The sequence below is a fragment of the Streptomyces sp. NPDC057307 genome (genome assembly GCF_042667665.1).
GTDB lineage: Bacteria > Actinomycetota > Actinomycetes > Streptomycetales > Streptomycetaceae > Streptomyces.
The window spans coordinates 14,973-40,413 of sequence record NZ_JBHUZM010000041.1; the positions used below are offsets into that span (position 1 = coordinate 14,973).

Consider the following 25,441-nt stretch of genomic DNA (forward strand, 5'->3'; position numbering starts at 1 on the left):
CACTCAGGTCAGCGCCGGCACGTCCAGGGTGAGGGTCGCGGTGGCGGACGTCGCCTCCAGGAGGGCCGGGACGCCCAGTGGCACCGTCAGGTTCGTCGGGCCGTGGCCGAAGCCCAGCTCCTCCACGATCGGGACGCCGAGTCCGCCGAGGCGGTCGAGCATCAGGGCGCGTACGGACTCGTACGGGCCGCAGCCCGCCCAGGAGCCGAGCGCGATTCCGGCGACGCCGTCCAGCCAGCCGGAGCGCAGGAGTTGGGTGAGGATCCGGTCCAGTCGGTACGGCTCCTCCTCGATGTCCTCGATCAGCAGCAGGCCGCCGGCGGCGGAGGGGCGGGCGTGCGGGGTGCCGAGGTCGGCGGCGAGGAGGCTGACGCAGCCGCCGAGGGTGATGCCCCGGGCGCGGCCGGGGACCAGGGCCCGTGCGGTGGCCGGGCCGATGGTCCGGGCCGTGTCGGGTTCGAGGAGCGTCGCGCGCAGCGACTCCTGGGTGGCGGGGTCCTTGAGGAAGGTCAGGGCGGCGACCATGGGGCCGTGCAGGGTGGCGACGCCCGCGCGTACCGCGAACGCCTCGTGCAGCGCGGTGATGTCGCTGTAGCCGACGAAGGGCTTGGGCGCCGCCGCGCGCATGGCGTCCCAGTCGAGCAGGTCGACCATACGCTGGACTCCGTAGCCGCCGCGCGCGCACAGGACGGCTTCGACGGTCGGGTCGCACCAGGCGTCCTGGAGGTCGTGGGCGCGTGCCTCGTCCGTCCCGGCGAGATACTCCAACTCCCGGTGTCTGTCGAGGACATGGGGTGCCACGACGGGATCGAGGTCCCAGCCGCGCAGGATGTCCAGGCCCGCTTCGAGGCGGTCGGCGGGCAGTCGGCCGCTGGGGGCGACGACGGCGACCTTCGCGCCGGGCCGCAGCCGGGGCGGGCGGATCAGGGACTCCAGGGAGTCCGGAGAGTCTGCGGACGTCACTTCTTCAGCTCCAGCGGCGGGACGTCGGGGCGGTCGATCCCGAACGTCTGGGCGTACAGGGACAGTTCGGCCTCCAGCGCGCGGACCATCGTGTCCGCCCTGCGGAAACCATGGCCCTCGCCCTCGAAGGCGATGTACGCGTGCGGGATGCCGCGCCCGGCCAGTTGGTCGAGGAAGCGTTCGCACTGGACGGGCGGGCAGATCACGTCGTCCAGCCCCTGGAGCAGCAGGAACGGCGCGGTGATCTCGTCGACGTGGTTGATCGGGGAGCGGTCGCGGTAGCGGCCGGGCACCTCGGCGAAGGGGCCGACCAGCGACTCCAGATACCGCGACTCGAAGTCGTGCGTCCCGTCGGTGGCCCAGCTCGACAGGTCGAGGATCGGGTAGATGACGGTGCCGCACGCGTAGACGTCGGTGCCGGTGAGCGACGCGGCGCTGGTCCAGCCGCCCGCGCTGCCGCCCCGGATCGCGAGGCGCGCGGGGTCGGCGGTGCCCTCGTCGGCGAGGGCGCGGGCGACGGCCGCGCAGTCCTCGACGTCGACAACTCCCCATTGTTCACGCAGCCGTTCGCGGTACGCGCGTCCGTAGCCGGTGGAGCCCCCGTAGTTGACCTCGGCGACGCCGATGCCGCGCGAGGTGAAGTAGGCGATCTCCAGGTCGAGTACGAGCGGGGCGTGGCTGGTGGGTCCGCCGTGCGCCCACACGACGTACGGCGGCAGTTCGTCGCCGGGCGCGCTGTGGCCGGGGCTGTGCGGCGGGTAGATGTGGGCGTGGATCTCGCGGTCGTCGGGGCCGGTGAACATACGGATCTGCGGCTCGGGGTAGTACACGGGATCGACCGGGTCGTCGTGCGCCGAGCCGATGACCCGGGCCCGTCCGGTCGCCGTGTCCAGCTCCACGATCTCGTACGCGCTGCGCGGGCTCGCGCCGACGCCGATCACGCGGGTGTCCCGGACGGCGAGGGTGGCGGCCCATTCGGTCCAGGGCCCCGCCGCGTCGGCGAGCTGGCCGGTCTCGGGGTCGAGTATGCCGAGCGCGGTGGCCCCCTTTCCGTGGACGACGGCGACCATGCCGTCGGCCATGGGCCGGAACCACTGGAGGCCGATCTTCCACAGCGGTCCGCCGAACTCCTCCTCGACGGCCGGGCTCAGCCGGGCGGGCGGGGAGACGCCGGCCGGCGCCGAGGAGTCGAGCCGCAGCCGGTTCAGCTGCCACCAGTCGCCGGGGTCGGAGACGTACAGGAGCGAGCCGTCGAACGCCCAGTCGGCCTGCGCGACGGACTCGGCCGGACCGCCCGCCACCGTGCGTACCGCCGTGAAGGTGCCCGCCTCCGTGATGTCGGCGAGCAGCAACTCCGTGCCGTCCCACGGCATTCGGGGGTGGTCCCAGGCGATCCACGCGGCGTGCCGGCCGTCCGGCGAGACACGAGGTCCGGTGACGAAGTGGTGCCGGTCGTCGGAGAGTTCACGTACCGCCGTACGGTCGTCGGCGGCCGAACCGTCCAGCGGTACGGCGGCGACGACGCGGCGTACGTCGGTGGGTGCCTCGCCGGTGAACTCCTCCAGGACGCACCAGACTTCGCCGCTGTCGAGTCGCAGCTGCGGGTCGGCCCAGCGCAGGGAACCGGTCTGCCGGCCGTCCGGGGGCGGGGCCGGAGTGAGCGGGCGCGGCTGCGCGTCGCCGTCCGGCTCGTACGCGTACAGCCGCTGGTCCGGGAAGTGCGCGAAGACGACGAGGGTCGTGCCGTCGGCGCGTACCGCCCCGTCCCAGGGCCTGCCGCCGTACTCGATGACCCGGCTGCGGACGTTCCACGGGGCGGGCAGAACCGATTCCTCCCGGCCGTCCGCCCGGCCGCGCACGAGCGCGCGCCGGCCGCCTTCCGTGGGACGCGGCTCCGTCCACCACACCTCGTCGCCGACGGTGGCGACATACTCCGGCCGCCCGTCGTGCGAGGCGGCCAGCGCGGCGTCGACCGGTGACGGCCATGAGCCGTACGGTGCGATCTGCGGCATGTCCAACTCCCCTACGCGGACTGGAGATAGTGGTCGAGGACGCGGACTCCGAAGTGCAGGGCGTCGACCGGGACCCGCTCGTCCACGCCGTGGAAGAGGGCCTGGTAGTCGAAGTCGGCGGGCAGCTTCAGCGGCGAGAAGCCGTAGCCGGTGATGCCGAGGCGGGAGAACTGCTTGGCGTCCGTACCGCCCGACATGCAGTAGGGCACGACGTGCCCGGCCGGGTCGAACCGCTCGACGGCCGCGCGGAGTTTGGCGTACGTCGGGGAGTCGACCGGGGCCTGGAGGGCGACCTCGCGGTGGTGGAACTCCCAGTCGACGTCGGGTCCGGTCAACTCGTCCATCGTGGCGCGGAATTCGTCCTCGCCGCCCGACAGCATGCGTCCGTCGACATAGGCGACGGCCTGACCGGGGATCACATTGACCTTGTAACCGGCCTCCAGGACCGTCGGGTTGGCGCTGTTGCGTACGGTCGCCGCGACCAGGTCGGCGGCCGGGCCGAGCTTGGCGAGCAGTTCGTCGGCGTCGAAGTGCTCGGCCTCGACGTCGGCGTCGATGTCGTGGAGCGCGGCCAGCTCCTTGAGCGCGGCGCGGACCGTCGGGGTGAGCCTGAGCGGCCATTCGTGGTCGCCGATGCGGGCGACGGCCGCGGCCAGCCTGCTGACCGCGTTGGCGCGGTTGACCTTGGAGCCGTGGCCCGCCCTGCCGTGCGCGGTGAGCTTGAGCCAGCCGGTGCCGCGCTCGCCCGCCCCGATCGGGTAGAGCGCCATGCCGGGCCCGGCGTGGAAGGTGAAGGCCCCGGACTCGCTGATGCCCTCCGTACAGCCCTCGAACAGCTCCGGGTGGTGGTCGGCGAGGAAGCCGGAGCCGTCGATCGCGCTGGCCTCCTCGTCGGCCGTGTACGCGAGGACGATGTCCCGGCGCGGCCGGACCCCGGACCGGGCCCAGGCGCGGACGACGGAGAGGACCATCGCGTCCATGTTCTTCATGTCGACGGCCCCGCGGCCCCACACGACGCCGTCCCTGACCTCGCCGGAGAAGGGGTGCACGGACCAGTCGGCGGGCTCGGCGGGTACCACGTCCAGATGGCCGTGGACCAGGAGCGCGTCGGCCGTCGGGTCGGTGCCGGGAATGCGCGCGACCACGTTCGTCCGGCCGGGGGTCCGTTCGAGGAGGGTGGGCTCCAGTCCGGCGGCGGCCAGCCGCTCGGCGACGTACTCGGCGGCCGGGCGTTCGTTGCAGTCGCCGTTGCCCCGGTTGGTCGTGTCGATACGGATCAGCTCCGAGGTGAACGACACCACCTCGTCCAGCGCGACCATGTCGATGGCCTCGGCTCGGTCGGTACTCGCGTCCACGGGCGTCATGTCAGGGGACCCCGCTGGCGTCTCGATGGGCGTCATGTCAGCCATACTGCTCCTCCACGGCGGACGAGACGATCGTGGTGACCGCCTTGAACGTGCGAATGCCCTCATACATCGTCTCGCTGGTGTACGCGACACGGCGTTCGCCGCCGCGTACGACTCCGGGTACGACCGTGGCGGCCGCGGAGAGATGCTCGGCGTCGAACTCCAACTCCACGGTGAACGGGCCGCCGTCGGCCGGTTCGTACCGTACGGCCAGCGCCGTCGCCTCCTTGGCCGCGGCGCGGATGTCGGCGGCGGTACGGGCGGGGGTGCGGCAGACCGCGGCGTACCGCGAGACATGGTCCTTCACCGCGACCTTGCGGGCGGCGGGCGCGTAGCCGTCGGCGTCCCGGCAGGTCAGGTCGTCGCCGGTGACGAGGACCACGGGGACGCCGTACTCGGCGACGACATGGGCGTTGAGCAGCCCCTCGCTAGCGCGCTCGCCGTTGAGCCAGACGCCGGTGATGGAGTTGGCGAGATAGGTGTGCGCGAGGACGCCTTCGGTGCCCGCGCCCGTGTGATAGCCGACGAAGGCGATGGCGTCGACGTCACCGTGCTGGACGCCCTCGACCATGCTCAGCGGCTTGTGGCGGCCGGTGAGCAGCTGGGCCCGTTCGTCCAGTTGCTCCAGCAGGAGATTGCGCATGGTCCAGTGCGCCTCGTTGATCAGCACCTCGTCGGCGCCGCCGTCCAGGAAGCCGAGGACGGCGGCGTTCACATCCGAGGTGAACAGGGTGCGGCAGCGCTCCCACTGCGGCGTCCCCGGCAGGACGTCGGCCGGCCAGGTCACACCGGTGGCGCCTTCCATGTCGGCGCTGATGAGAATCTTCACCGGACTTGCCTTCTTCCCAGGTCAGAAGCGTGGAGATAACCAGCTGGCAGCAATTGTCGCAGCGGCGAGTGTAGACCGGCGCGTCGGCGTCGACGCGCCCGCGTCCAAGGCCGTCACCGGGAAGGGGGCGAGGGGGGCGGGGGGCGAGGCGGGGCCAGGTCGTACCCGGCACTCCGGCGGGCCGCGCACCCGGACGGCGTCATGTGTCGGACACGGCCGCGGGCAGCGTCCGCGACCGTCCACCGTCACGTACGGCGTCATGTACGGCGTCACGTCCACCGTCACGTACGGCGATTCCGTTGCCCTTCCAGCAGTTGGACAGCGGCGGTCGCGGCCCGTCGGGCCGCCGCCGGGGCGGTCTTGAAGCCCGCTCCCGACCATCCGGCCGCCACCACCGTGTGCGGCAGGCCGGGCAGCGGGCCCAGCGCCGGCAGTCCGCCGTCGACGAACAGGTCCGTGCCGCTCGATCCCGTGAGCAGACTGGCCTCGGCGAGGAAGGGCAGCCTCGGGGAGAGCCCGTCCCGTATCCACCGCACCTGCTGGTCGTCGGGGATCGTCGCGGGCCCGGCGGGCGCGTTCCACGGGGCCGCCAGCGGGAAGCCGGCCAGCAGCCCGTCGACGCCGTCCGGGCGGGCCCAGGAACCGGTGACGCCGTCGACGATGGTGGGCAGCCGCCGACCGCCCAACTCGAAGATCCCGTACCGGATGAGCTTGCTCGCGGCGGGCCGGTCCGCCGGCCAGCGGTCCCCGAGCAGCGAGGGGGTGGCGCAGCCGGCGGCGACCAGGGCGACGTCGGCACGCAGTTCGCCGTGGGCGGCCGACCGGTCGCCGGCCCGATCGTCGCCGTGGGCCGCCGCCCGGTCGCTCTCCCGATCGTCGCCGCGATCTCCCTCTCCGGCCGCGGACCAGGTCAGTACGGCGGTGCCGCCCGCGTCGGCGGTGAGGGAGTCGACCCGGTGCCTGGGAAGCACCCGTACACCGGCCAGCCGGGCGCGGTCCAGCAGTGCGGCCATGGCCACCGGGCCCCGTACATAGCCCGCTCCCGGCTCCCAGACCGCGCCCGCGAGCCCGGCCGTCCGCAGGTCCGGCCAGCGGGTGTGCAGCCCGGACACGGAGACCATCTCGGCGGATACGCCCAGCTTGTTCAGCTCGGTGACGGAGACCGCGGCCTTTTCCACGTCCGCAGGCCCGAGCAGTACCAGGGCACCGGTGCGGCGGAAACCGTGCGCGGTCGCGAGTTCCGGCCGTCCCCACAGCGCGAGGAACGCCTCGCAGGCGAGGTTCCGCTCACCCTCGTCCAGTTCGAAGGCCCGGACCAGACCGCCGGACACCGCGCTGGCGGACGATCCCGGGGTGCCGTCGTCCACCAGCACCACCGAGGCTCCGGCCTCGGCGAGTTCGGCGGCGGCCGCCCTGCCGACCATGCCGCCGCCGAGTACGGCGAAGTCGTGGTGCTCGGCGGTGGCCGGTCCCGAGGGCCGGGAGAGCGGTCGCCGTGGCCGCACCTGCCAGCCGTGCCGGGGGGTGTCGCCCCGCGGGCCGGTGGGCACGGCCAGTTCACCGCGCACCGTGTCCAGCAGGGCGGCTCCCCGTCGCTCCGGGTGTTTGGCCAGCGCTCCGCCCAGCGCGACGAAGGCCGCAGCCACCCGGGTGGCCCCGCCACCGACCGGCCGGGCCACCACGACGGTCCTGCCGGACGCCGGGAGGTCGCAGTCGTCGGTGAGGATCACCAGTTGTTGGGGAGCGGAGGGCGCGCGGCGCAGCAGACCAGCCATGCCGGCGGGAGTGCCGCACAGCACGACCGCTCCGGGCGATTCGCCGGGGGGCCACTCCTCGTACGCCTCGGCGACCGGCTCGGTGCTGTCCCCCTCGGACACGGTCCCGGTCACGGCCTCCGATACGGTCCCGGCCACGGCTTCGGTCACGCCCCCGGCCCCGGTCCCGGCCGTTCGCGCGATCAGCCGCTCGGCCAACCGCCTGCCGCGTTCACCGCCGTCGTGGAGAACGGCGAGCCGCCGTAGACCTCGTTCCTCGCAGACGCGGGTGATCGCGGCCACCTGACCCCCGTCGGGGGGATACAGCCGCAGGACGGTGTCGTCGCTCGCCGCGGCCGGGCCCGGGCCGGTGGCCAGGGGCAGGAGAACCGGCAGGCCCGCTTTCCGGTAGAGCCGCAGAGCCGCCTCGGACCGCTCCGCGGACTCCTCCTCCGGCAGTGCCGCGACGACCGCGGTGAACCCGCCGTCGGCCACCACCTCTTCCGCGACGGACACGGCGTCGCCGGCCCCGCCCCGATCGTCGAACAGCTCCCAGCGGGTGGCCGGATGCCGGACGGTGGCCGCGGCCTCGACGAACCACTCTCCCCGGGGGTCTCCGGGCACACCCACGGCGCCCACCACCGCGACCCTGGCGCCCTGTCGGTCCGACCGCGTCGAATGCATGTGATTCCTTTCCCATGACGGGATGTGTCTCGGCCGCGCGACGGTGATTCCCGGGCGACGGCGCTCAGTTGTGCGCCGAACGATCGTCGGTCGGCGGGGCGGTGGGCAGATTGGGAGGGCCCGGAGGGCCGGGGGAAGCGGCCGGGCCGGGAGGACCGTCCGGATCCGTCGGCCGTACGGCATCGGTCAGGCCGGCCAGTCGCCTCGCGGCCGGCTCCACCTCGGCGGCGCCGAGACGCCGGTAGATACCGACCGCCCCTCTGATGTCGGCCAGTGCCTCGGTCGGCGCGCCGGTGAGTTCCTTGCACCGGCTGATGCCTTCGAGCGCCCGTCCCTCCTCCAGCGGATTCGGTACCGCGGCGGTGAGCCGCAACGCCTGCTCGTACCGGGCGCGCGCCTCGTCCGCGCCGCCGGACTCGACGAGGAGGTCACCCAAGGCGTTCAGTGCCTCGGCCTCCCCTCGGGCGTCGCCCAGTTCCCGGCGCAGCGAGAGCGAGCGCCGCAGCAGTTCGGTCGCCTCCGGGTACTGCCCGGTGACCGTGCGAACCCTGCCCAGCCACGTGAGGACGTATGCCTCATGCAGATGGTCGCCCAGCCGCCGCAGCAACTCCAGCGCGCGCTCAAGGAGTTCGACTCCCGTCGCGTGGTTCCCGGCCGAGACCTGTGCCCGGCCCAGTTCCGTCAGCGCGTCCGCCTCACCGTGCCGGTCGCCGAGGTCCCGGTAGAGGGCCAGCGCGCGCCCCAACGGCTCGTCGGCGGCGGCGTGCCGGCCGCTGACGATCTCGATGTGGCCCAGTTCGGTCAGCACGTTGGCCTCGCCCTGGCGGGCGCCCAATTCCCAGTAGATGAGCCGGGCCCGGTCCTGGAGCGCCGCGGCGGCCGGATAGTCCCCGGTCCGGAATCGTACGAATCCCAGTCGGCTGAGGACGCCGGCCTCGCCGTGCCGGTCGCCGAGGTCCCAGTAGAGGGTGAGGGCGCGTGCCTGCAGTTCGGCGGCTTCCGGGTAGTCGTTGGTGCGGTATCGGATGAAGCCCAGTTCGGTCAGGGCCTCGGCCTCGCCGTGCCGGTCGCCCAGGCTCCGCTGGAGGGTGAGCGCCTGTCGTTGCGACTCGGTGGCGGCCGGGTACTCGTTGAGCAGCCGGAGCACGCGGCCCCGTACGGTCAGCGCACGGGCCTCGCCGTGCCGGTCGTCGAGTTCGCGGTAGAGGGCCAGCGCGCTCTCTTCGAGCTCCAGCGCCGCCGCGTAGTCGTTGGTCAGCAGCCGTACGGCGCCCAGTGCCGTGAGCGCGCTGGCCTGGCCGTGCCGGTCACCGGCCGCCGCCGCGGCGGCCACCGCGCGCCCCTGGAGGGCGGCGGCCTGCTGCCAGGGGCCCTCCTGATGGAGGAACGCGGTCATGGCCGCGGCCAGTCGGACGACCCGGGCGTGCCGGCCGGTGGTGGCGGCGTGGTCGGCGCACGCGAACAGATTGGCGCGCTCCGCGTGCATCCAGGTCAACGCCCTTTCCCGGGAGGTCAGTTCCTCGTCGAAGGCGGCGGCGCTGCTGGGGGACGGGGAGAGCGAGAGGTGCCGGTCGGCGGCTTCCGCCCGGTGCTGGTAGTGGTCCAGGAGACGCGCGGTGGCGCGGTCGCGGTCCTCCGCCGGGTCGCGGGAGGCCAGCACGCGTGCGTAGGCGCGCACCAGGTCGTGCGGGCGGTAGCGACCCGGCGCCTGCTCGTCGATCAAGTGGTCGGTGTACAGCGCCTCCAGCTCCCGGCGCGCGCGGGCCACGGAGATGTCGTCGAGCGCGGCGGCGGCGCGGGCGTCGATGTCGGGCCCGGGGTGCAGTCCGATCCGGCGGAACAGGCGCTGCCGGTCCAGGGGCAGGTCGCGGTACGACAGCTCGAACGCGGCGGCCACCGTACGGTCGCCGGCGTGCAGTTCGTCGAGCCGGTCCCGTGCCGCGATGAAGTCCGACGCCAACTGGGCGATGCTCCAGGCCGGATGGTGCGCCAGCCGCCCGGCCAGCAACGAGATGGCCAGCGGCAGCCGGCCGCACAGCCGCACCATCTCGTCGATCATGTCGGCGTCGGTGCCGCTGTCGGTGGCCGCGCGGTGGGTGAGGCGCGTGAACAGTTCGGCGGCCTGGCGCTGCGGCAGGATCTCCAGCGACAGCGGCGTGGCACTCTCCATGGCGACCAGCCGACGGCGGCTGGTGACCAGCACCAGACAGTCGCCGATGGCCGGCAGCAGCGGCTCGACCTGCGCGTGGTCGACCGCGTCGTCGAGGACCAGCAGCATCCGGCGGCCGGCCAGGTGGGCGCGCCACAGGGCCGCCCTGCTGTCCAGGTCGACCGGGATCTGCTGCGCGGCCCCGACCACTCCGGCGAGCAGCGCGGCGAGTACTTCCGCGGGCTCCGCCGGGCGCTGCCCCGGGGTGTGGGCATGCAGCCGGATGAACATCTGGCCGTCCGGAAACCGGTCGGCGAGCAGATGCGCGGCGCGGGTGACCAGCGCGGTCTTCCCCACTCCTGGCATTCCGTCCACGGTGCGTACGGTGACGCCACGGGCCGGACCGGCCGCCGCGACGAGCCGGTCCAGCTCACGGTTGCGCCCCGTGAACGCCGTCACGTCACGGGGAAGGGTGCGCAGCGAGGCGACGGCGGACGATGACGACGCCGGCCGTGGCTCGCCCCGCTCGGCGTGCCGGGCGTCGGCCGGCCCGGTCGCGCGCCCACGCTCCGCGGGCTGGGCCTGGTCCAACAGGGTGCGCCAGTAACGTTCGTTGGGTACTTCACCGGCCCAGTGGCTCCACAGCCGGACCAGGGCCCAGACCTGCTCGCTGCTGCCGGGGCTGGGCACCTTCGCGCGCCCGGCGGTGTCCGACAGCCAGTCGCTGACCCGCTGCGCGCTCACCTCCGCGCCGTACTTCCTGACGGCGCGGCCGACCTCCCGCCGGGAGTAGCCCTGGCCCGCGGCACGCCTCGCGGCCCTGGCACGGTTCTCCAAGGCCCGTAACTCCTCGTAGAACGCACGAGCGCGCTGGTCCATCGACTCCCCCATGGCGATGACGGTCCTTGTCCCCGCCCCCGACCGCCGTGTCCGCTGCCCTCGACGGGCACTGCGGGCACACCCTGTGACAAGGAGGTATACGAGGCTTCTGCCCGTAGTGCCCGGTTCAACAGCCTTCCCCGGTGCCGGAGGCCCAACCTCGTTTCAGCGCCCGCTCGTTGTCGTCGGCGGAGCGGCGCACCGTACGAGAAGCCGGGGAGTGGTCATGGAACCGACGAGGTCCACCGCAACGCAGGTCACGGTCCGGAGTTTGCGTGCGGCCGCGCTGTACAGCTTCGTGACGGGAGCCGCCACCGCCGCGGGCACCGGCACCGTCGCGTGGATCGTCTGGTTCCTCCAGAACCGCTGAGCCCGCCGTTGGGCGGGGGTCGGAATAGGCGGCCGGGCGGGGACGGTTGCGGCAGTCATGTCCACCGACCGACGCACCCTCACCAACCCGGCCGCTCTCCACGACCCGGCCCCGTTCGGCTACAGCCACGCCGCCTCGGCCCCCGGCCAACCCGTCTTCATCGCGGGCCAGTACGCCTCCGACGCGACCGGAGCCGCCCTTCCCGGCGACTTCGCCACCCAGGTGGACGCGGCGTTCGACCGGCTGAGATCGGCGCTGGAGGGCGTCGGCCTCGGGTACGAGGACGTGGTCCGCCTCGGCACCTACATCGTCGATCACGACCTCGGCCGGCTGGAGATCCTCGGCAGAGCGCTCCACGCGCGCTTCGGCGACCGCCTCCCGGCCCAGACACTGAGCGGCGTCGCCGCGCTCGCGCTGCCGGGGATGCTGTTCGAGGTGGACGCGGTGGCGGTCCGCCCCTAGGCCCTGTCTTCAAAGTCCCGCCTGGCCTGCGACGCCTGGCACGGCACCTCGCCGCGTTGTCGGAGTCGCCCAAGTACGCCCAGTACGAGGCCGATCCTCCGCCTTGCGATGCACCGCACCAGACGCCGCAGGCCCCGCCCTACGGGCGGACGGCGCTACTTTGAAGACAGGCCCCAGGCCCTGCCGATCTGGCCGGGACGGTGGTGAGCGGAGTGCGCCGGTCGGCGTGTGCGCCGGGGCGAGTGCGCCGGTCGCCTACCGGGCGGGCGGTTCGGGAGGCGGACTCGGCGTGCCGGACGGCGGCGCGTCGTCGTTTGCCGGGCGTACGACCCCGAACGCCGCCGCCCCACCCGGAGGACACCGATGGCCATCCCCGCCCTGGACCACTCGACGACCCGCTACTCCCTCCCGCACGCCTACTGGATGGCCCGCGCGGCCGGGCTGGCCCCGCTGGGCCGGGACGCCATCGAGGCGCAGGCCGCCGCGTGGGGTTTCGACGAGGTGCGGCACTTCGAGTCGACACACCGGATGCCGTTCCCGATCGAGGACACCCAGGCGTACGTGATGGGCGGCGACCGCATGATCGTCGCCGGTTTCCGGGGCACCGAGGTCCTGAAGATCTACGACTGGCTCACCGACGTCAACACCCCGCCCGTCCCCGGACCGGGGAACAGGGGCTTCGTCCACTACGGCTTCCACCAGGCCCTGCGGTCGGTCTATCCCCGGATCCGCGACACCATCCAGGAGCTGCGCACCGACGGGCAGAGTGTCTGGTTCACCGGCCACAGCCTGGGCGGGGCCCTCGCGATGCTCGCGGGCGCCCGCTGGTACTTCGAGGAGCCCCGGCTCCTGCCCGACGGCGTCTACACCTTCGGCCAGCCCCGTACCTGTGAACGGCTCCTCGCCGGACTGCACAACAAGGCGTTCAAGGACCGCTGTTACCGCTTCGTCAACAACAACGACATCGTCCCCCACCTCCCGCCCGAACCGGCGTTCACGCACGTCGACTCGCTCCGCTACTTCGACGCCGACGGCCGGCTCCACGAGTCCCTTCCCCTGACGGCCCGGCTGCTGGACCGGGTCAAGGGACTGAGCGCCGACCTCTTCGCACCCGAGACCGACGCGGTGAAGGACCACCATCTGGCCAACTACCTGGCCGCGTTCGAGAAGAACCTCTCCAACGCCGTTTGAGAGCAGGGGAGTTCCAGCCCGGGGTTGATCTCGTACGCGGCGGCGGGTACGCGGCCGTCGTCCAGGGGCGGGGTGGGAATCGCGTGACCTCAGCCGGCCGCCAGGACGAACCATCGGGCCGGCAGGTCGATCCGGGTGCCGTCGGCCAGGTACTCCGTCTGAGGCAGCGTGGTGTCCCCGCTGTCGATGATCCGCAGGCCCGCCTCGCCCAGCAGCCTCGGCACCTCGTCGTCGGCGGCCCCGGCCGGCCTCAGGCCGTGGTCGAAGACCCGGCGCAGCTTCGCGGGCGGCCCGCCGGGGGACTCGACGGCCCGCTGGAACAGCGTCTTCGAGCCGGAGGTCAGCTCCACGACGAACGCCCGGCCGCGCGCCCCCAGCAGCGCGGCCACCGCTCCGGCGACGGCGGGCCGGTCCTGCGGTTCGCTCTGGTGGATGACGGCGCGCATATAGACGTGGGTGTCACCGATCCGCTCCGACAGTGCCCGGACCGCCTCGTGGTCCACGAGGCTGAGCTGTTCGAACTCGGCCACCTTCTCGGTGTCGGCCCGCCTGGCGTGCTCTATCGCCGCGTGCGAGAGGTCCACACCGACCGCGTGGGCGAAGCGGGTGGCGAGATAGCGGGTCTGGGTGCCGTTGCCGCAGCCGAGGTCGACCACGGGCAGCGCCGGGTCGGCGTGCGGCAGCAGGATCTCGCAGTGCGGTACGGCCGTGAGGGAGGGGTCGGAGTCCCAGATCGCCTCGCCCGGTGCGTCGGACGTGTCGCGCCAGTAGCTTTCCCACGAATCCCGGTAGCGCTCCGACACACCCATCTGCGTCCTCCTCAATATGCGCCCGCGAGAGGCGAATTGACGACGCGTCAGCTCCGCGTCATGCGCGAACCCTTTCCCCCCAGAGTCTGTTCGAACCACACCGTCTTGCCCCGCGCCGTGCTGCTGCTCCCCCAGCCGCGGGCCAGCCGGCTCACCACCCGCAGTCCCCGCCCGAATTCGTCGTCGGCCGTCGCGCCCAGCAGGCTCGCGGGGGCCGGCTCGTCGTCGGAGACCTCGCAGAGCAGGGCGTCGTTGCGGACCAGCCGCAGCCCGACGTGGCGGATGCGGGCGTGCCGTACGGCGTTGGTGACCAGCTCGCTGACCATCAGCTCCGCGCTCTCCACGGCCTGTGGCAGATCCCAGTCGTACAGCTTGCCCCGCACCAGGCGCCGGGCCCGTGCGACCTCGCGCGGGTCGAGGGCCAGTTGCCACTCGGCGACGTCACCGTCCGGGATGCCGTTCAGCCGGGCCATCAGCAGCGCCACGTCGTCCTTGCGTCCGCCGTGGGTGTTGAGCGCGCGGATGATGGTGTCGCAGGCGTGGTCCATGGAGGCCGCGGGATGCGCGGCCGACTCGCAGAGCGCCGCCAGGCCCGCGCCGATGTCCTGGCCGCGCACCTCGACCAGGCCGTCGGTGCAGAGCACCAGCCGGTCGCCGGGGCGGACCCGTACGGTCGCGGTCTCGAACGGCACTCCGCCGACACCGATGGGAGCGCCGGTCGGCAGGTCGAGCAGTTCGCTGCGGCCGTCGGCGGCGCGGACCACGACGGGCGGGATATGTCCGGCGTTGGCGATCTGCAGCTCCGAGCGGATGGGGTCGTACACCGCGTAGAGGCAGGTCGCCAGATAGTTCTCGCCCAGGCGCTGCGCCAAGTCGTCCAGGTTGCGCAGCAGTTGGGCGGGCGGCATCTCCATGGTCGCCATCGTCTGCACGGCGGTACGCAACTGGCCCATCATCGCCGCCGAGTTGAGCCCGTGGCCCATGACGTCGCCCACGACGAGCGCGGTACGTGAGCCGGGCAGTTTGACGGAGTCGAACCAGTCGCCGCCGATCCGGCCGAGGCGGGCGCCGGGCAGATAGCGGGTGGCGATGTCGCAGCCCGCCATGCGTGCGGCGACCTGCGGCAGCATGCTGTCCTGGAGGGTGTCGGCGACATTCTCCTGATACGTGTACATCCGGGCGTTGTCGAGTACGAGACCGGCCCTGGCGGCCAGTTCGGCGCCGGTGGTGCGGTCCATGTCGTCGAAGGGCTGCCGGCCCTGACGGCGCATCAGCACCATGAAGCCGAGGACCACGTCGCGCGCCTTGAGCGGCACGAGCAGCATGGAACGGTTGTTGATGAGCGGGCGCAGGTCGCGCTTCTCGAACTGCGCGGAGATCCGGTCGCCGTCCTCCTCGCTGAGCCGCGGGATGAGGACGGGCTCACCGGTGACCATGCACTGGAAGAACGGGGTGTGTTCGGGGAAGGCGATGGCCTCGCCGACCGGCACGGTGTCGTCCCAGCGGCCCGGTTCGTCGTTGTGCTCGACCCAGACCCGGTGCCAGATGGTGGTCACGTCGGGCCGGCCGGTGGGGAAGCCCTCACCGGCCAGGACGGCGGCGCGCAGATGGGTGCCCGCGAAGTCGGCGAAGCGGGGCACGGCGGCGCTGGTGACCTCGCGGATGGTGCGGGACAGGTCGAGGGAGGAGCCGATCAGTCCGCTGACCTCGTTCAGGAACTCCAGCCGCTCGCGGACCGCGGCGTATTCGAGGTCGAGTTCGGGCGCGGGCGCCGCCGCGAACGCGGGCCGGTCGTCGGGCTGGTGACCGGCGTGGTGGTGTACGGGGTCGGAGCCGGGGCCTGCGGGCTCCTTCGTACCGTACGCGCGGCCCGGCCGGCCGGGGGCACGGCGCGGCACGCCCCAGTCGGGAGTGACCGGCACCCGGTCGTGATGGCTGAACTCCAGCACCGGATAGCCGAGTTCGAGGACCTGGGCGACGATGCGCTCCGCGTCCGCGACGCTCATGTTCGGCAGGATGTGCGGGAGTTGGCCGGCCAGCGACTCTGCGTCCGGGAATTCGGTGTGCAGCGAGAAGCTCGGCGCGATCCGTGTGCTGTCGGCGCCGGCGTCGATACGGAACTGGGCGACGTCCGCGGCGAGTACGAGATGGCGGCCGGGTCCGGGACCTGCCAGCGGATAGGCCCACCACAGCACGTCGAGCCGGGGGCGCCCCTCGTCGGAGAGCCTCGCCCGGCCGGCGGTGGGGTAGGAGCTGCGCCCGTGCAGCTCCGGACCCAGCTCGTCGTACCCGTCGTACCCCTCGTCGTACGCGTCGTTGGCGCCGTTGACCCGACCCGTCCGGTCCTCGGTGAGTGCCCCGGAGACCGGCATCAGATCGCCCGCCGGCTGCCCGACCGCGTCTTCCTTGGAATGGCCGAAAAGCCGCCGTGCGCCGCTCGACCAGTGCGACACGAGGCCGTCGGCGTCCACGACGACCACCGCAAGCGGAATCCGGCCGGTCACGGCGCGCTGCCGCCGTGACCGGAGCGGCGGAGTGCCACTGTCCATGGGTGGAAGGCTCCTTCCCCGCCGCCGGGATCTGCGGCTGTGCACCCACGGTACGGCTCCGAACACGCAATGCGCCGGGCAATGAACTAATAGGTCGTGCGCCCGCGCACGCCCAAAAGTTGACTGAAATTCAGTCAGTAGTCGGCTCAGTCCTCGTGCCCCAACTGCAGGTCCCTTTCGGTGCGTCCGCCACCCGCCATCCGCAGGACCGTGGCCACCGGCGGATAGCCCGCGGCGATCACCGTGTACTCGCCCGACGACAGGTCGACGAAGCGGAATGTCCCGTCCGCGCTCGTCGTGAGCGTGTCGACGACATTTCCCGCCGCGTCGAGCAGGGTGACGCGCGCGTCCTCGACCGGACGGCCGCCCCCGGCCCGTACGGTGCCGCGCAGCACCGCGCCGCCGGCCAGTTCGATGTCCTGCCGGGTCTCGCGCGACGCCTGGACGCTGACGAGGAGCGCGGCGGGCCGGAAGGCGGGCGCGCTGGCCGCGAGGGTGTACTCCCCCGCCACCAACTCCGAGATGACATAGCTGCCTTCGCGCCCGCTGCGGGTCGAGGCGACGACATCACCGCGTACGTCGGTGAGGGTGACGGCGGCGTCGCGCACGGGTGTGCCGTCGGCGGTCAGTACGGCGCCGGCGAGGCGTCCGGCGCCGCCGAGGACCACGTCCAGCTCGACGGGGCGCTCGCCCACGGTGACGGTGACCGCCTGCGGCTGGTGTCCGCCGGCCGCGGCGATCATCACGTACGAACCGGCTCCCGGCACGCTCAGCGCGTACCGCCCGTCCTCGCCGCTGGCCCCGCGCCCGATCTGGCTGCCCTGTACGTCGATGAGGGTGAGGGCGGCGCGCGGGACGGTGGTGCCGTCGTGGTGCTGGACGACGCCGCAGACGGGGACGCCCGGGGTGTACGCGGGCGACGCTGCGGCCGCGCCGTTCGCGGGGACGGAGACGGAGACGGACGTCTGAGCCGGGGACGGGGCGGCGCCGCGGGCGGCCGGGACGGCGGTGGACTCGGCGGCGGAGGCGTTGTGGGACACCAGCGGTTTCTCCTTGAGGAAGAAGGCGATGAGCAGGCCGAGCAGGAGCACCGGCACGAGGTAGAGGAAGATCCGCGGCATCGCGTCCGCGTACGCCTGGATGTAGCCGTCCCGCAGCGCGGGCGGCATCGCGTGCACCATCTGCGGCGTGATGGATTCGGCGCTCGGCAGCCCGGCCCCGGCCGGGATGCGGTCGGCGAGGGCGTCGGTGAGCCGGTCGGCGAAGAGCGTCCCGAAGATGGCGGCGCCGACACTGCCGCCGATCTGCCGGAAGTAGGTGTTGGCGCTGGTGGCGGTGCCCAGGTCGGTGGGCTGGACGGAGTTCTGCACGGCGAGGATCAGCACCGGCATGACCAGGCCGACGCCGACGCCGAGCACGGCCTGCCAGACGCTGTATTCGAGCCGGGAGGTGTCGGTCTCCAGCCGGGACAGCAGCCACATGCCGACGGCGGAGATCCCGGCGCCGAGGATGGGATAGATCCGGTAGCGGCCCGTACGGCTGATGAGTTGGCCGGAGACCACGGAGGCGACGACGATGCCGCCCATCATCGGGATCATCAGCAGACCCGACTCGGTGGCCGACGCGCCGTCGACCATCTGGAGGAAGGTCGGCAGATAGCTGGCGGCGCCGAAGAGCGCGACGCCGATGACCGCGCCGACGAGACTGGTGACGTTGAAGATCGAGTCACGGAACAGCCGCAGCGGGATGATCGGTTCGGGCGCGAAGTGTTCGACGACCACGAACAGGACCGCCGATACGACGGCGCCGGCGGCGAGGCCGAGGATGACGCGCGAGCCCCACTCGTGCTCCGTACCGCCCCAACTGGTCAGCAGCACCAGGCAGGTTGACGCGGCGGCGAGCAGCGCGGCGCCCATGATGTCGATCCGGGCCTTGCTGCGGGGCTTGGGGAGCTTCAGCACGGCGGTGACGACGGCGAGCGTGACGAGTCCGAACGGGACGTTGAAGTAGAAGCACCAGCGCCAGGAGACATGGTCGGTGAAGAAGCCGCCGAGCAGCGGTCCCGCGACGGAGGCGAGCCCGAACGCGCCGCCGATGAGGCCCATGTAGCGCCCGCGTTGGCGGGGCGGCACGATGTCGGCGATGATCGCCTGCACGCCGATCATGAGGCCGCCGGCGCCGACGCCCTGGAGGGCGCGGAAGGCGATCAGTTCGTTCATCGTGCGGGACCAGCCGGCCAGGGCGGATCCGATGACGAAGACGATGATGGCGAACTGGAAGACGCCCTTGCGGCCGAAGAGGTCGCCGAGTTTGCCGTAGATCGGCAGACCGATGGTGGAGGTCAGCAGATACGCGGTGATCGCCCAGGACATCCGGTCGAGGCCCTGCAGCTCCCCGACGATCTTCGGCAGGGCGGTGGCGACGATCATCTGCTCCAGCGCGGCGAGGAGCATCGCGAGCATCAGCCCGAAGAAGACCAGGCGCACCCGGCGCGGGGAGAGTTCACCGCCCGGGGTGTCGGCGCCGGGGGCGGGTGGAGGCGGGTTGATCGTGGCCGGAGCGGGCACGATGGCCTGCTCGTCGTCCTTCACCAGCGTGATCCCACCCACGAATTGCTCCCCTTCGTCGCGTCTGCGCGGCGTAATTCTTCACATTGCACGCAGAGCGGGAGCAAGTTGGGCGCTTGATGGAGAGGTGCGCGGCGCGTGGAAGCACGGGGTTGTGAGGGTCGATCAGGGGGCGCTCATCAGGGGCTTTCCCGTAACGCGTGGTGCGCGGGCGCACGTCACGCGTCACGGGGAAAACCACTCGAATCGGTGACCCCGGGGAGGTGGTGGGTGGACGTCGGGTCCGCCCTGGCCGCAAGGGACTTGACGGCCTGGGGGTGGCCCCGGAACGGCCCCGGCACGGCCCCCGGACGGCTCAGAGCGGCCCGGCCGTCCGACCGGTGACCGCCCGGAAGAACGGCTCACGACGACTCAGAACGGGTCAGGACGCCTCGGGGGCCTTCTCCGTCTCGGCCGCCAGCTTCGCGAGCAGTTCGTCGTAGATACGGGCGAGCCCCTTGGGCGCGAACGTCCTCTCGAAGAAGCCGCCGATGCCGCCCGCGCCGTCCCAGACGGTGGTGACGACGGCCTTCGAACGGCCCTCGCCCGCCGGGGTGACCACCCAGGTGGTGACCATCGAGGAGTTGCGGTCCTTCTCCACGAGCTGCCCGTCGGTGGGCTCGGTGACGTCGAGGAGGCAGTCACGGACGCGCTTGCTGGTCGCCTGGAGCTTCCAGTGGACGAGCGTCCCCTCGCCGTCGCCGCCCTCGCGGACCTCGTACTCGCTGAAGTGCGCGGGCAGCACCTTCGGGCGGATGTCCTGGTAGTCCGCCAGCGCGTCGAACACCGTCTCCGGGTCCGCCGCGATGATCCGCTCCGTCGTGGCTTCGACCTGCGCCATGGCTTCCTCCAGCATTCGGTTCTCCGGGCGGCCAGCCAACCATCTCCACGAGGTGCGCCCAAATCCGGGGTTGCATCGATCATGGGAACACGTGTTCTATTCTGTGGTCAGTACAACTGAGGAGGCGCACATGCGCTGGGACAATCTGGCCGAGAACCCCATATCGGCCCGCGACGCCGCGCTCTTCGGTACGGACGTGGTGACCACCAGGACCTTCGACACCCCTGAATTCCGGGGCATCACCTTCCACGAGATCCGCGCCCGTTCGATCGTGAACCGGGTGCCGGGCGCGTCCCGGATGCCCTTCGAGTGGACGGTCAATCCGTACCGGGGCTGCTCACACGCCTGTGTGTACTGCTTCGCCCGCAAGACACACAGCTATCTGGACCTCGACACCGGCATCGGCTTCGACTCGCAGATCGTCGTCAAGATCAACGCGCCGGAACTGCTGCGGCGCCAGCTCGCGTCGCGCCGCTGGCAGGGCGCGCACATCGCGATGGGCACGAACGTCGACTGCTACCAGCGGGCCGAGGGCCGCTACCGGCTGATGCCGGGCATCATCTCGGCGCTGCGCGACCGCGCGAACCCCTTCTCCATCCTGACGAAGGGCACGCTGATCCTGCGCGACCTCGAACTGCTGAGGCAGGCCGCCCAGGTCACGGACGTAGGCGTGTCCGTCTCCGTCGGCTTCACCGACCAGGCGCTGTGGCGCACGGTAGAGCCGGGCACACCTTCGCCGGAACGCCGCCTGGACGCGGTCCGCACACTGACCGACAGCGGCATAGCCTGCGGGGTACTGATGGCCCCCGTCATCCCCTTCCTCGGCGACAGCGCCGACCAACTGCGCGCCACGGTACGGGCGATAGCCGCGTCCGGGGCGACGTCGGTGACCCCGCTGGTACTGCACCTGCGGCCGGGCGCGCGTGAGTGGTTCATGCAGTGGCTGCGGGAGCACCACGCGTATCTGGTGCCGCGGTACGAGCGGCTGTACGCGGAGGGCGCGTACGCGCCCAAGTGGTACCAGCGCCGCATCACCCGCCAGGTCCACGAACTGGCGGACGAGTTCGGCATCGGCCCGGCGGGGCGGGCGGGCCGGCGGGGCGTCCTGGTTCCGGAGACGCCCGATGTGGCGCCGGAGCCGGGTCCGACACAGCTGACGCTGTTGTAGTGCCGGGTGCGATGATCCCGGTATGACAGTGATCGAGGTCGTAAAGGGCGACATCACGCGCCAGGACACGGACGCCATCGTCAACGCGGCGAACGAGTCACTGCGCGGCGGAGGCGGCGTGGACGGCGCCATCCACTGGGCGGCGGGCCCCCGCCTGGCCGAGGCGGGCGCGGCGATCGCGCCGTGCGCCCGCGGGGACGCGAAGGCGACACCGGGCTTCGACCTCCCCCCGCCGATCCGCCATGTGATCCACACGGTGGGGCCGACCTGGAAGGGCGGCGACCGCGGCGAGCCGGACACCCTGGCCTCCTGCTACCGCCGCTGCCTGGAGGTGGCGGACGAACTGGGCGCCAGGAGCGTCGCGTTCCCGGCGATCTCGACGGGCGTCTTCGCCTTCCCACCGGACCGGGCGGCCCGCATCGCGATCGACACACTCAGGTCGACGCGGACGTCTGTGGAACGGATCAGGCTGATGGCGTTCGACGTCGAGTCGTACCGCCTGCTGACGACGGCGCTCGCGACGGAGTAGGGCGCCGCGCCGGGTCCCGGGAGGGGGTGGGTGGCCGGGTTGCGCGGCTCTTGGGCCGCGCCTGTCCTCAATCGCCGGACGGGCTTCAGATGCAGCCCGTCCGGCCCCCGCGGACGAACCGCCCGCCGGGCGGGGCATTTTCAGCCCGTCCGGCGTTTGAGGACGAACCGGCCACCGGACGGACCCGGTGCTGCCAACTCGGCCTGGCCCCCGGCCGGGTGGCAGACCCACGGCATCCACTCGCCACGGATCAGCGGCGCGCGGCGGTTGGATGGCCCCGGCCTCCACCCTCCCGGCGGGCTCCGACCGGCACGCCCCGCCGGCGAAAAGCCCTGGTCGCGCGGTGGGCACGTCCGCGAGGATGGCCGCATGACTCGACTCGCTCACGTGCACTCCCCCGCCGGCGTCGCCCCCGGCAACGGCTACAGCCACGTCGTCTGGGGCACCGGCCGCTTCGTCGCCGTGTCCGGGCAGTGTGCCTTCGACGCCGACGGCGGGATCGTCGGCGAAGGGGACGCCGGGGCCCAGGCGCGGCAGGTGTTCGAGAATCTGCGGCGCTGTCTCGCCGAGGCGGGCGCGTCCTTCGAGGATGTCGTGAAGCTGACGTACTTCGTGACCGACGTCGCGCACCTCCCCGCCGTGCGCGTCGCGCGCGACGAGGTGATCGACACCGCGCGGCCCCCGGCCAGCTCCGCCGTCCAGGTCGCCGCGCTGTTCCGGCCCGAACTGCTCGTCGAGATCGAGGCGTTCGCGATCGTCGGCGAGGGCGCCTGAGCCATGAGGCTTCTCGTCCGGGCGATGACCGTCGCCGACTGCGACGCCGTCGCCGCCGTGCGGATCGGCGGCTGGCGGTGGGCGTACGCCGGGATGATGCCGCAGGCATACCTCGACGCGATGAGCGTCGAGGAGGACGCGGCCCGCCAACGCGACCGGCTCACCGACACCGAAGGCGCCGAAAACACCGACAGCACCAACCGCACCGTCGTGAACCTCGTCGCCCAGCGCGACGGCGCGGTGGTCGGATGGGGCTGCTTCGGACCCCGCCGGGATCAGGACGTGCCCGACACCGCCGGTGAGCTGTACGCCCTGTACGTGCGGCCGGAGCACGCCTCCACCGGCGTCGGCCGCGCGCTGACGGACGCGCTGGTGGAGCGCGCCACGACCGACGGTTTCGATCGGCTGGTGCTCTGGGTGCTGGAGGAGAACGCCCGCGCCAGGCGCTTCTACGAAAAGGCCGGTTTCCTACCTGACGGCGCGCGGGAACCCTTCGACGTCGGCGGTGTCTCCGTGCCCGAGGTGCGCTACGCCCGTTCCCTCACGCGAGCCGGCTGAGCGCCTCCGCCGCCGCGCCGGACAGCCGGGGGTGCGCGCGGGCCGCCCGGAGCAGGGGCAGCGCGCGTCTGTCCCCCAGCCGCCCCAGGCCCTCGACGCACGCGAGCGCCACCCGCCAGTGGGTCTCGCCCGGCGCCAGCAGCCGCTCCAGGGTCGCGACCAGGGCGGGTACGGACTCCGGAGCCCGCAGCTCGGCGAGCAGCCGCACCGCGTGGAGCGCGTACGCGGTGCGCAGCACGTTCGTGGCGAGCGCGGCGGCGGCGCGCGCCGTACGCGGGTCGGCCAGCCGGGCCAGCGCGTGGGCGGCCGACGCGCAGCGCTCGGGATCCCGGTGGTTCAGGAGCAGCACCAGCGCCTCGAAGGCGCGCCGGTCCCCCGCGCAGCCGAGCCGGAAGGCCGCGATCTCCCGTGCCCACAGGGGGTGTTGGGGGGCGACGAGGACGTCGGCAAGTTCCTCGTGGTTCTCGGTGGCGATCAGCCGCCGGTACGTGGCCGAGTCGCCGGACTCGTCCCGTACCCGCTCGGACAGTGCGCGCAAGTCCTCGTCCGTGACGGCCTGTTGCGCACGGGGGGTGACCGAGGCGCGGGGCCTGGTCACCCCCGCCGCCTCGGCCGCCCCCGACACCGTCCCCGCCGTATCCGCAGGTCCTGCCTGCCGTTCCAGCTCGCTCATGCCGGGCAGAGTATCCGCGCTGTGTGTCCGCGAGGATGCTCTCCGTGACCAACGGAGCCGGGAACGGCTGGTTTCCGCCGGTGACGTAGCGCACATCTCCCCAGGGCTGGCACGCTCATTACCCACCGGTTAACCTCAAGTGAGCGGGAAACCCCCGCGGCTCCCGGTGGCCTGGTGACGCAGCCACCGTGAGTGCCCGTCGGTTCGGCAACACGTGGTTCGACAACAGCACGCGGTGCGACAGCACAGCGCGACAGCACCGCACGGCGCGACTCCGGGACAGGGTCCGCCAGTTCTCAGCTCTCCACGCCATCGACTCGCCACCCCGTCGACTCTCCACGCCATCGACGCACGCGCGGCCCCCGGCATTCGGCCGTCGCGCATCTGTCCCCTCTTCAGTCGTCACTCACCCCTGGAGTCCCGTGATGGACATCCCTCTCTCCACCATCGCCGTCGTCGGTCTCGGCACGATGGGGACCGGTATCGCCGAGGTCCTCGCCCATGCCGGCCGCGAGGTCATCGGCATCGACATCGACGAGATCGCCACCGCCCAGTCGGTCGCGGCGCTCGAAGCGTCCACCGCGCGCGCCGTGGAGCGCGGGCGGATCACCGAGGAGGAGCGGCGCGGCATGCTCGCCCGGTTCCGTACCTTCACCGATCTCCAGGCCGCCGCCGAGGCCGATCTCGTCATCGAGGTCGTCCCGGAGTCTTACGAGATCAAGCAGCAGGTCTTCCGGGCGCTGGACGGGATCGTCGGCCCCGCCACCATCCTGGCCACCGGCACGAACGCCCTGTCGGTGACCCGGCTCGCCGCCGACTCCTCGCACCCCGAGCGGGTGCTCGGCATGCACTTCTTCAACCCCGCCCCCGCGATGAAGCTGGTCGAGGTCGTGTCGTCGGTGCTGACCGCGCCGGCGGCCGTCACCGCCGTCACCGCGCTGGCGCGCGAGCTGGGCAAGGAGCCCGTCGCGGTGGGCGACCGGCCCGGTTTCGTCGCCGACGGGCTGCTCTTCGGCTATCTGAACCAGGCCGCCGCGATGTACGAGGCCAAGTACGCGACGCGCGAGGACATCGACGCCGCGATGCGCCTCGGCTGCGGTCTGCCGATGGGTCCGCTGGCGCTGCTCGACCTGATCGGCGTCGACACCGCCCGTACGGTCCTGGAGGCCATGTACGCCGCGTCGCGCGACCGGCTGCACGCCCCGGCGCCGGTCCTCAGGCAGCTCAGCGAGGCCGGGCTGACCGGCCGTAAGTCGGGGCGCGGCTTCTACACGTACGAGGCGCCGGGCAGCGGCACGGTGGTGCGTGACGCGCTGACCCCGCTGGACAGGGCGAGCGTGGCGCGCGGCGACCGGCCTGCCGTCCGCTCGGTCGGCGTCGCCGGCTCGGGAACGATGGCGAGCGGTATCGCCGAGGTCTTCGCCAAGGCGGGTTACGTCGTGGTGCTCGCGGCCCGCAGCCAGGAGAAGGCGGACGCGGCCAAGGCGCGGGTGGCCAAGTCCCTGGGCCGTTCCGTCGACAAGGGGCGGCTGACCGGGGAGGCGCGCGACGACGCCCTGGCGCGGATCACGCCGGCCGCGTCGCTGGACGCGTTCGACGACGTGGATCTCGCCGTCGAGGCCGTGGCCGAGGACCTGGAGGTCAAGCGGCAGCTGTTCGCGACGCTCGACAAGGTCTGCAAGCCGGGCGCCGTGCTGGCCACCACGACGTCGTCGCTGCCGGTCGTGGCCTGCGCCCGCGCCACCACGCGTCCGCAGGACGTCGTCGGCATGCACTTCTTCAACCCGGCTCCCGCGATGAAGCTGGTCGAGGTGGTCCGTACCGTCCTCACCTCGGACGACGTCCACGCGACGGTCCGCGAGGTGTGCGCGACGATCCGCAAGCACCCGGTGGACTGCGGCGACCGGGCCGGGTTCATCGTGAACGCGCTGCTGTTCCCGTATCTGAACAACGCGGTCAAGATGGTGCAGGAGCACTACGCGACGCTGGACGACATCGACGCGGCGATGAAGCTGGGCGGCGGCTATCCGATGGGGCCGTTCGAGCTGCTGGACGTGGTCGGTCTGGACGTCTCGCTGGCCATCGAGCGGGTTCTGCACCGCGAGTTCCGCGACCCGGGGCTGGCGCCGGCGCCGTTGCTGGAACACCTGGTGGCGGCGGGCTGCCTGGGCCGTAAGACGGGGCGCGGCTTCCGTGAATACGCGGCCCGGCGATAGGGCCTCGGAGCCGCCCCCG

At 72.5% G+C, this 25,441-nt stretch carries 19 protein-coding genes; 8 read left to right on the forward strand and 11 right to left on the reverse strand.

The genetic code is table 11. The features are described 5' to 3' along the window. Positions 1-3 precede the first annotated feature (3 nt). The 6 genes from ACFUN8_RS17145 to ACFUN8_RS17170 all read right to left on the reverse strand — a co-directional run bounded on the left by ACFUN8_RS17145 (position 4) and on the right by ACFUN8_RS17170 (position 10,688). On the reverse strand, positions 4-963 hold the full coding sequence (locus ACFUN8_RS17145; RefSeq protein WP_383637506.1) for an LD-carboxypeptidase: 960 nt from the start codon (positions 961-963) through the stop codon (positions 4-6). Beyond that, positions 960-2,975, reverse strand: a complete 2,016-nt coding sequence (locus ACFUN8_RS17150) for a prolyl oligopeptidase family serine peptidase (RefSeq protein ID WP_383637509.1) — start codon at positions 2,973-2,975, stop codon at positions 960-962. Before ACFUN8_RS17150 ends, ACFUN8_RS17145 begins: the two co-directional genes overlap by 4 nt. Positions 2,976-2,986: 11 nt before the next feature. Then, positions 2,987-4,339: a M20/M25/M40 family metallo-hydrolase gene (locus tag ACFUN8_RS17155; RefSeq protein ID WP_383637599.1), complete on the reverse strand. Its 1,353-nt coding sequence runs from the start codon at positions 4,337-4,339 to the stop codon at positions 2,987-2,989. A 37-nt stretch (positions 4,340-4,376) separates the two neighbouring features. Next, positions 4,377-5,210, reverse strand: coding sequence for a M55 family metallopeptidase (locus ACFUN8_RS17160; RefSeq protein WP_383637512.1), 834 nt, complete (start codon positions 5,208-5,210; stop codon positions 4,377-4,379). A 281-nt stretch (positions 5,211-5,491) separates the two neighbouring features. Further along, positions 5,492-7,648, reverse strand: a complete 2,157-nt coding sequence (locus ACFUN8_RS17165) for an FAD-dependent oxidoreductase (RefSeq protein ID WP_383637515.1) — start codon at positions 7,646-7,648, stop codon at positions 5,492-5,494. 64 nt (positions 7,649-7,712) lie between these two features. After that, complete coding sequence (locus tag ACFUN8_RS17170; protein WP_383637517.1) at positions 7,713-10,688, reverse strand: ATP-binding protein; 2,976 nt, start codon at positions 10,686-10,688, stop codon at positions 7,713-7,715. 214 nt (positions 10,689-10,902) lie between these two features. On the opposite strand from ACFUN8_RS17170, the gene ACFUN8_RS17175 reads away from it, so the two are divergent. From ACFUN8_RS17175 to ACFUN8_RS17185, 3 genes are all read left to right on the forward strand, one after another. Continuing rightward, positions 10,903-11,046 (forward strand): hypothetical protein, encoded by a 144-nt coding sequence (locus ACFUN8_RS17175; protein ID WP_383637520.1) that lies wholly within the window; start codon positions 10,903-10,905, stop codon positions 11,044-11,046. Between the two features lie 57 nt (positions 11,047-11,103). Then, positions 11,104-11,508, forward strand: a complete 405-nt coding sequence (locus tag ACFUN8_RS17180; RefSeq protein ID WP_383637523.1) for a RidA family protein — start codon at positions 11,104-11,106, stop codon at positions 11,506-11,508. Positions 11,509-11,871: 363 nt separating this feature from the next. Beyond that, complete coding sequence (locus ACFUN8_RS17185; protein WP_383637526.1) at positions 11,872-12,699, forward strand: lipase family protein; 828 nt, start codon at positions 11,872-11,874, stop codon at positions 12,697-12,699. A gap of 89 nt (positions 12,700-12,788) precedes the next feature. Here ACFUN8_RS17185 and ACFUN8_RS17190 read toward each other — a convergent pair whose 3' ends face one another. The 4 genes from ACFUN8_RS17190 to ACFUN8_RS17205 form a co-directional block, all read right to left on the reverse strand. Next, entirely contained in the window at positions 12,789-13,508 is a 720-nt protein-coding gene (locus ACFUN8_RS17190) for a class I SAM-dependent methyltransferase (RefSeq protein WP_383637528.1), read from the reverse strand. Between the two features lie 47 nt (positions 13,509-13,555). Further along, on the reverse strand, positions 13,556-16,057 hold the full coding sequence (locus ACFUN8_RS17195) for a SpoIIE family protein phosphatase (protein WP_383637530.1): 2,502 nt from the start codon (positions 16,055-16,057) through the stop codon (positions 13,556-13,558). Positions 16,058-16,203: 146 nt separating this feature from the next. Further along, the gene (locus ACFUN8_RS17200) at positions 16,204-18,666 is read right to left on the reverse strand and encodes an MFS transporter (RefSeq protein ID WP_383637533.1); all 2,463 of its coding nucleotides are present in this window, start codon (positions 18,664-18,666) and stop codon (positions 16,204-16,206) included. A gap of 379 nt (positions 18,667-19,045) precedes the next feature. Further along, the gene (locus tag ACFUN8_RS17205) at positions 19,046-19,504 is read right to left on the reverse strand and encodes an SRPBCC family protein (protein WP_383637602.1); all 459 of its coding nucleotides are present in this window, start codon (positions 19,502-19,504) and stop codon (positions 19,046-19,048) included. A 130-nt stretch (positions 19,505-19,634) separates the two neighbouring features. On the opposite strand from ACFUN8_RS17205, the gene ACFUN8_RS17210 reads away from it, so the two are divergent. From ACFUN8_RS17210 to ACFUN8_RS17225, 4 genes are all read left to right on the forward strand, one after another. Beyond that, a complete protein-coding gene (locus ACFUN8_RS17210) occupies positions 19,635-20,672 on the forward strand; it encodes an Rv2578c family radical SAM protein (RefSeq protein ID WP_383637536.1) in 1,038 nt (345 codons plus the stop codon). Between the two features lie 22 nt (positions 20,673-20,694). Then, positions 20,695-21,201 carry an O-acetyl-ADP-ribose deacetylase gene (locus ACFUN8_RS17215; protein ID WP_383637539.1) on the forward strand — a complete coding sequence of 169 codons (507 nt, stop codon included), beginning with the start codon at positions 20,695-20,697 and terminating at the stop codon, positions 21,199-21,201. 369 nt (positions 21,202-21,570) lie between these two features. Continuing rightward, positions 21,571-21,975, forward strand: coding sequence for a RidA family protein (locus ACFUN8_RS17220; RefSeq protein WP_383637542.1), 405 nt, complete (start codon positions 21,571-21,573; stop codon positions 21,973-21,975). Positions 21,976-21,978: 3 nt separating this feature from the next. Next, positions 21,979-22,533, forward strand: a complete 555-nt coding sequence (locus tag ACFUN8_RS17225) for a GNAT family N-acetyltransferase (protein WP_383637545.1) — start codon at positions 21,979-21,981, stop codon at positions 22,531-22,533. On the opposite strand, the gene ACFUN8_RS17230 is transcribed toward ACFUN8_RS17225, so the two are convergent. After that, positions 22,517-23,206: a HEAT repeat domain-containing protein gene (locus tag ACFUN8_RS17230; RefSeq protein WP_383637548.1), complete on the reverse strand. Its 690-nt coding sequence runs from the start codon at positions 23,204-23,206 to the stop codon at positions 22,517-22,519. The two genes, ACFUN8_RS17225 and ACFUN8_RS17230, sit on opposite strands and share 17 nt — an antisense overlap. Positions 23,207-23,631: 425 nt before the next feature. Between ACFUN8_RS17230 and ACFUN8_RS17235 the strand changes: the two genes are divergently transcribed. After that, on the forward strand, positions 23,632-25,422 hold the full coding sequence (locus ACFUN8_RS17235; RefSeq protein ID WP_383637551.1) for a 3-hydroxyacyl-CoA dehydrogenase family protein: 1,791 nt from the start codon (positions 23,632-23,634) through the stop codon (positions 25,420-25,422). The last annotated feature ends 19 nt before the right edge of the window (positions 25,423-25,441 follow it).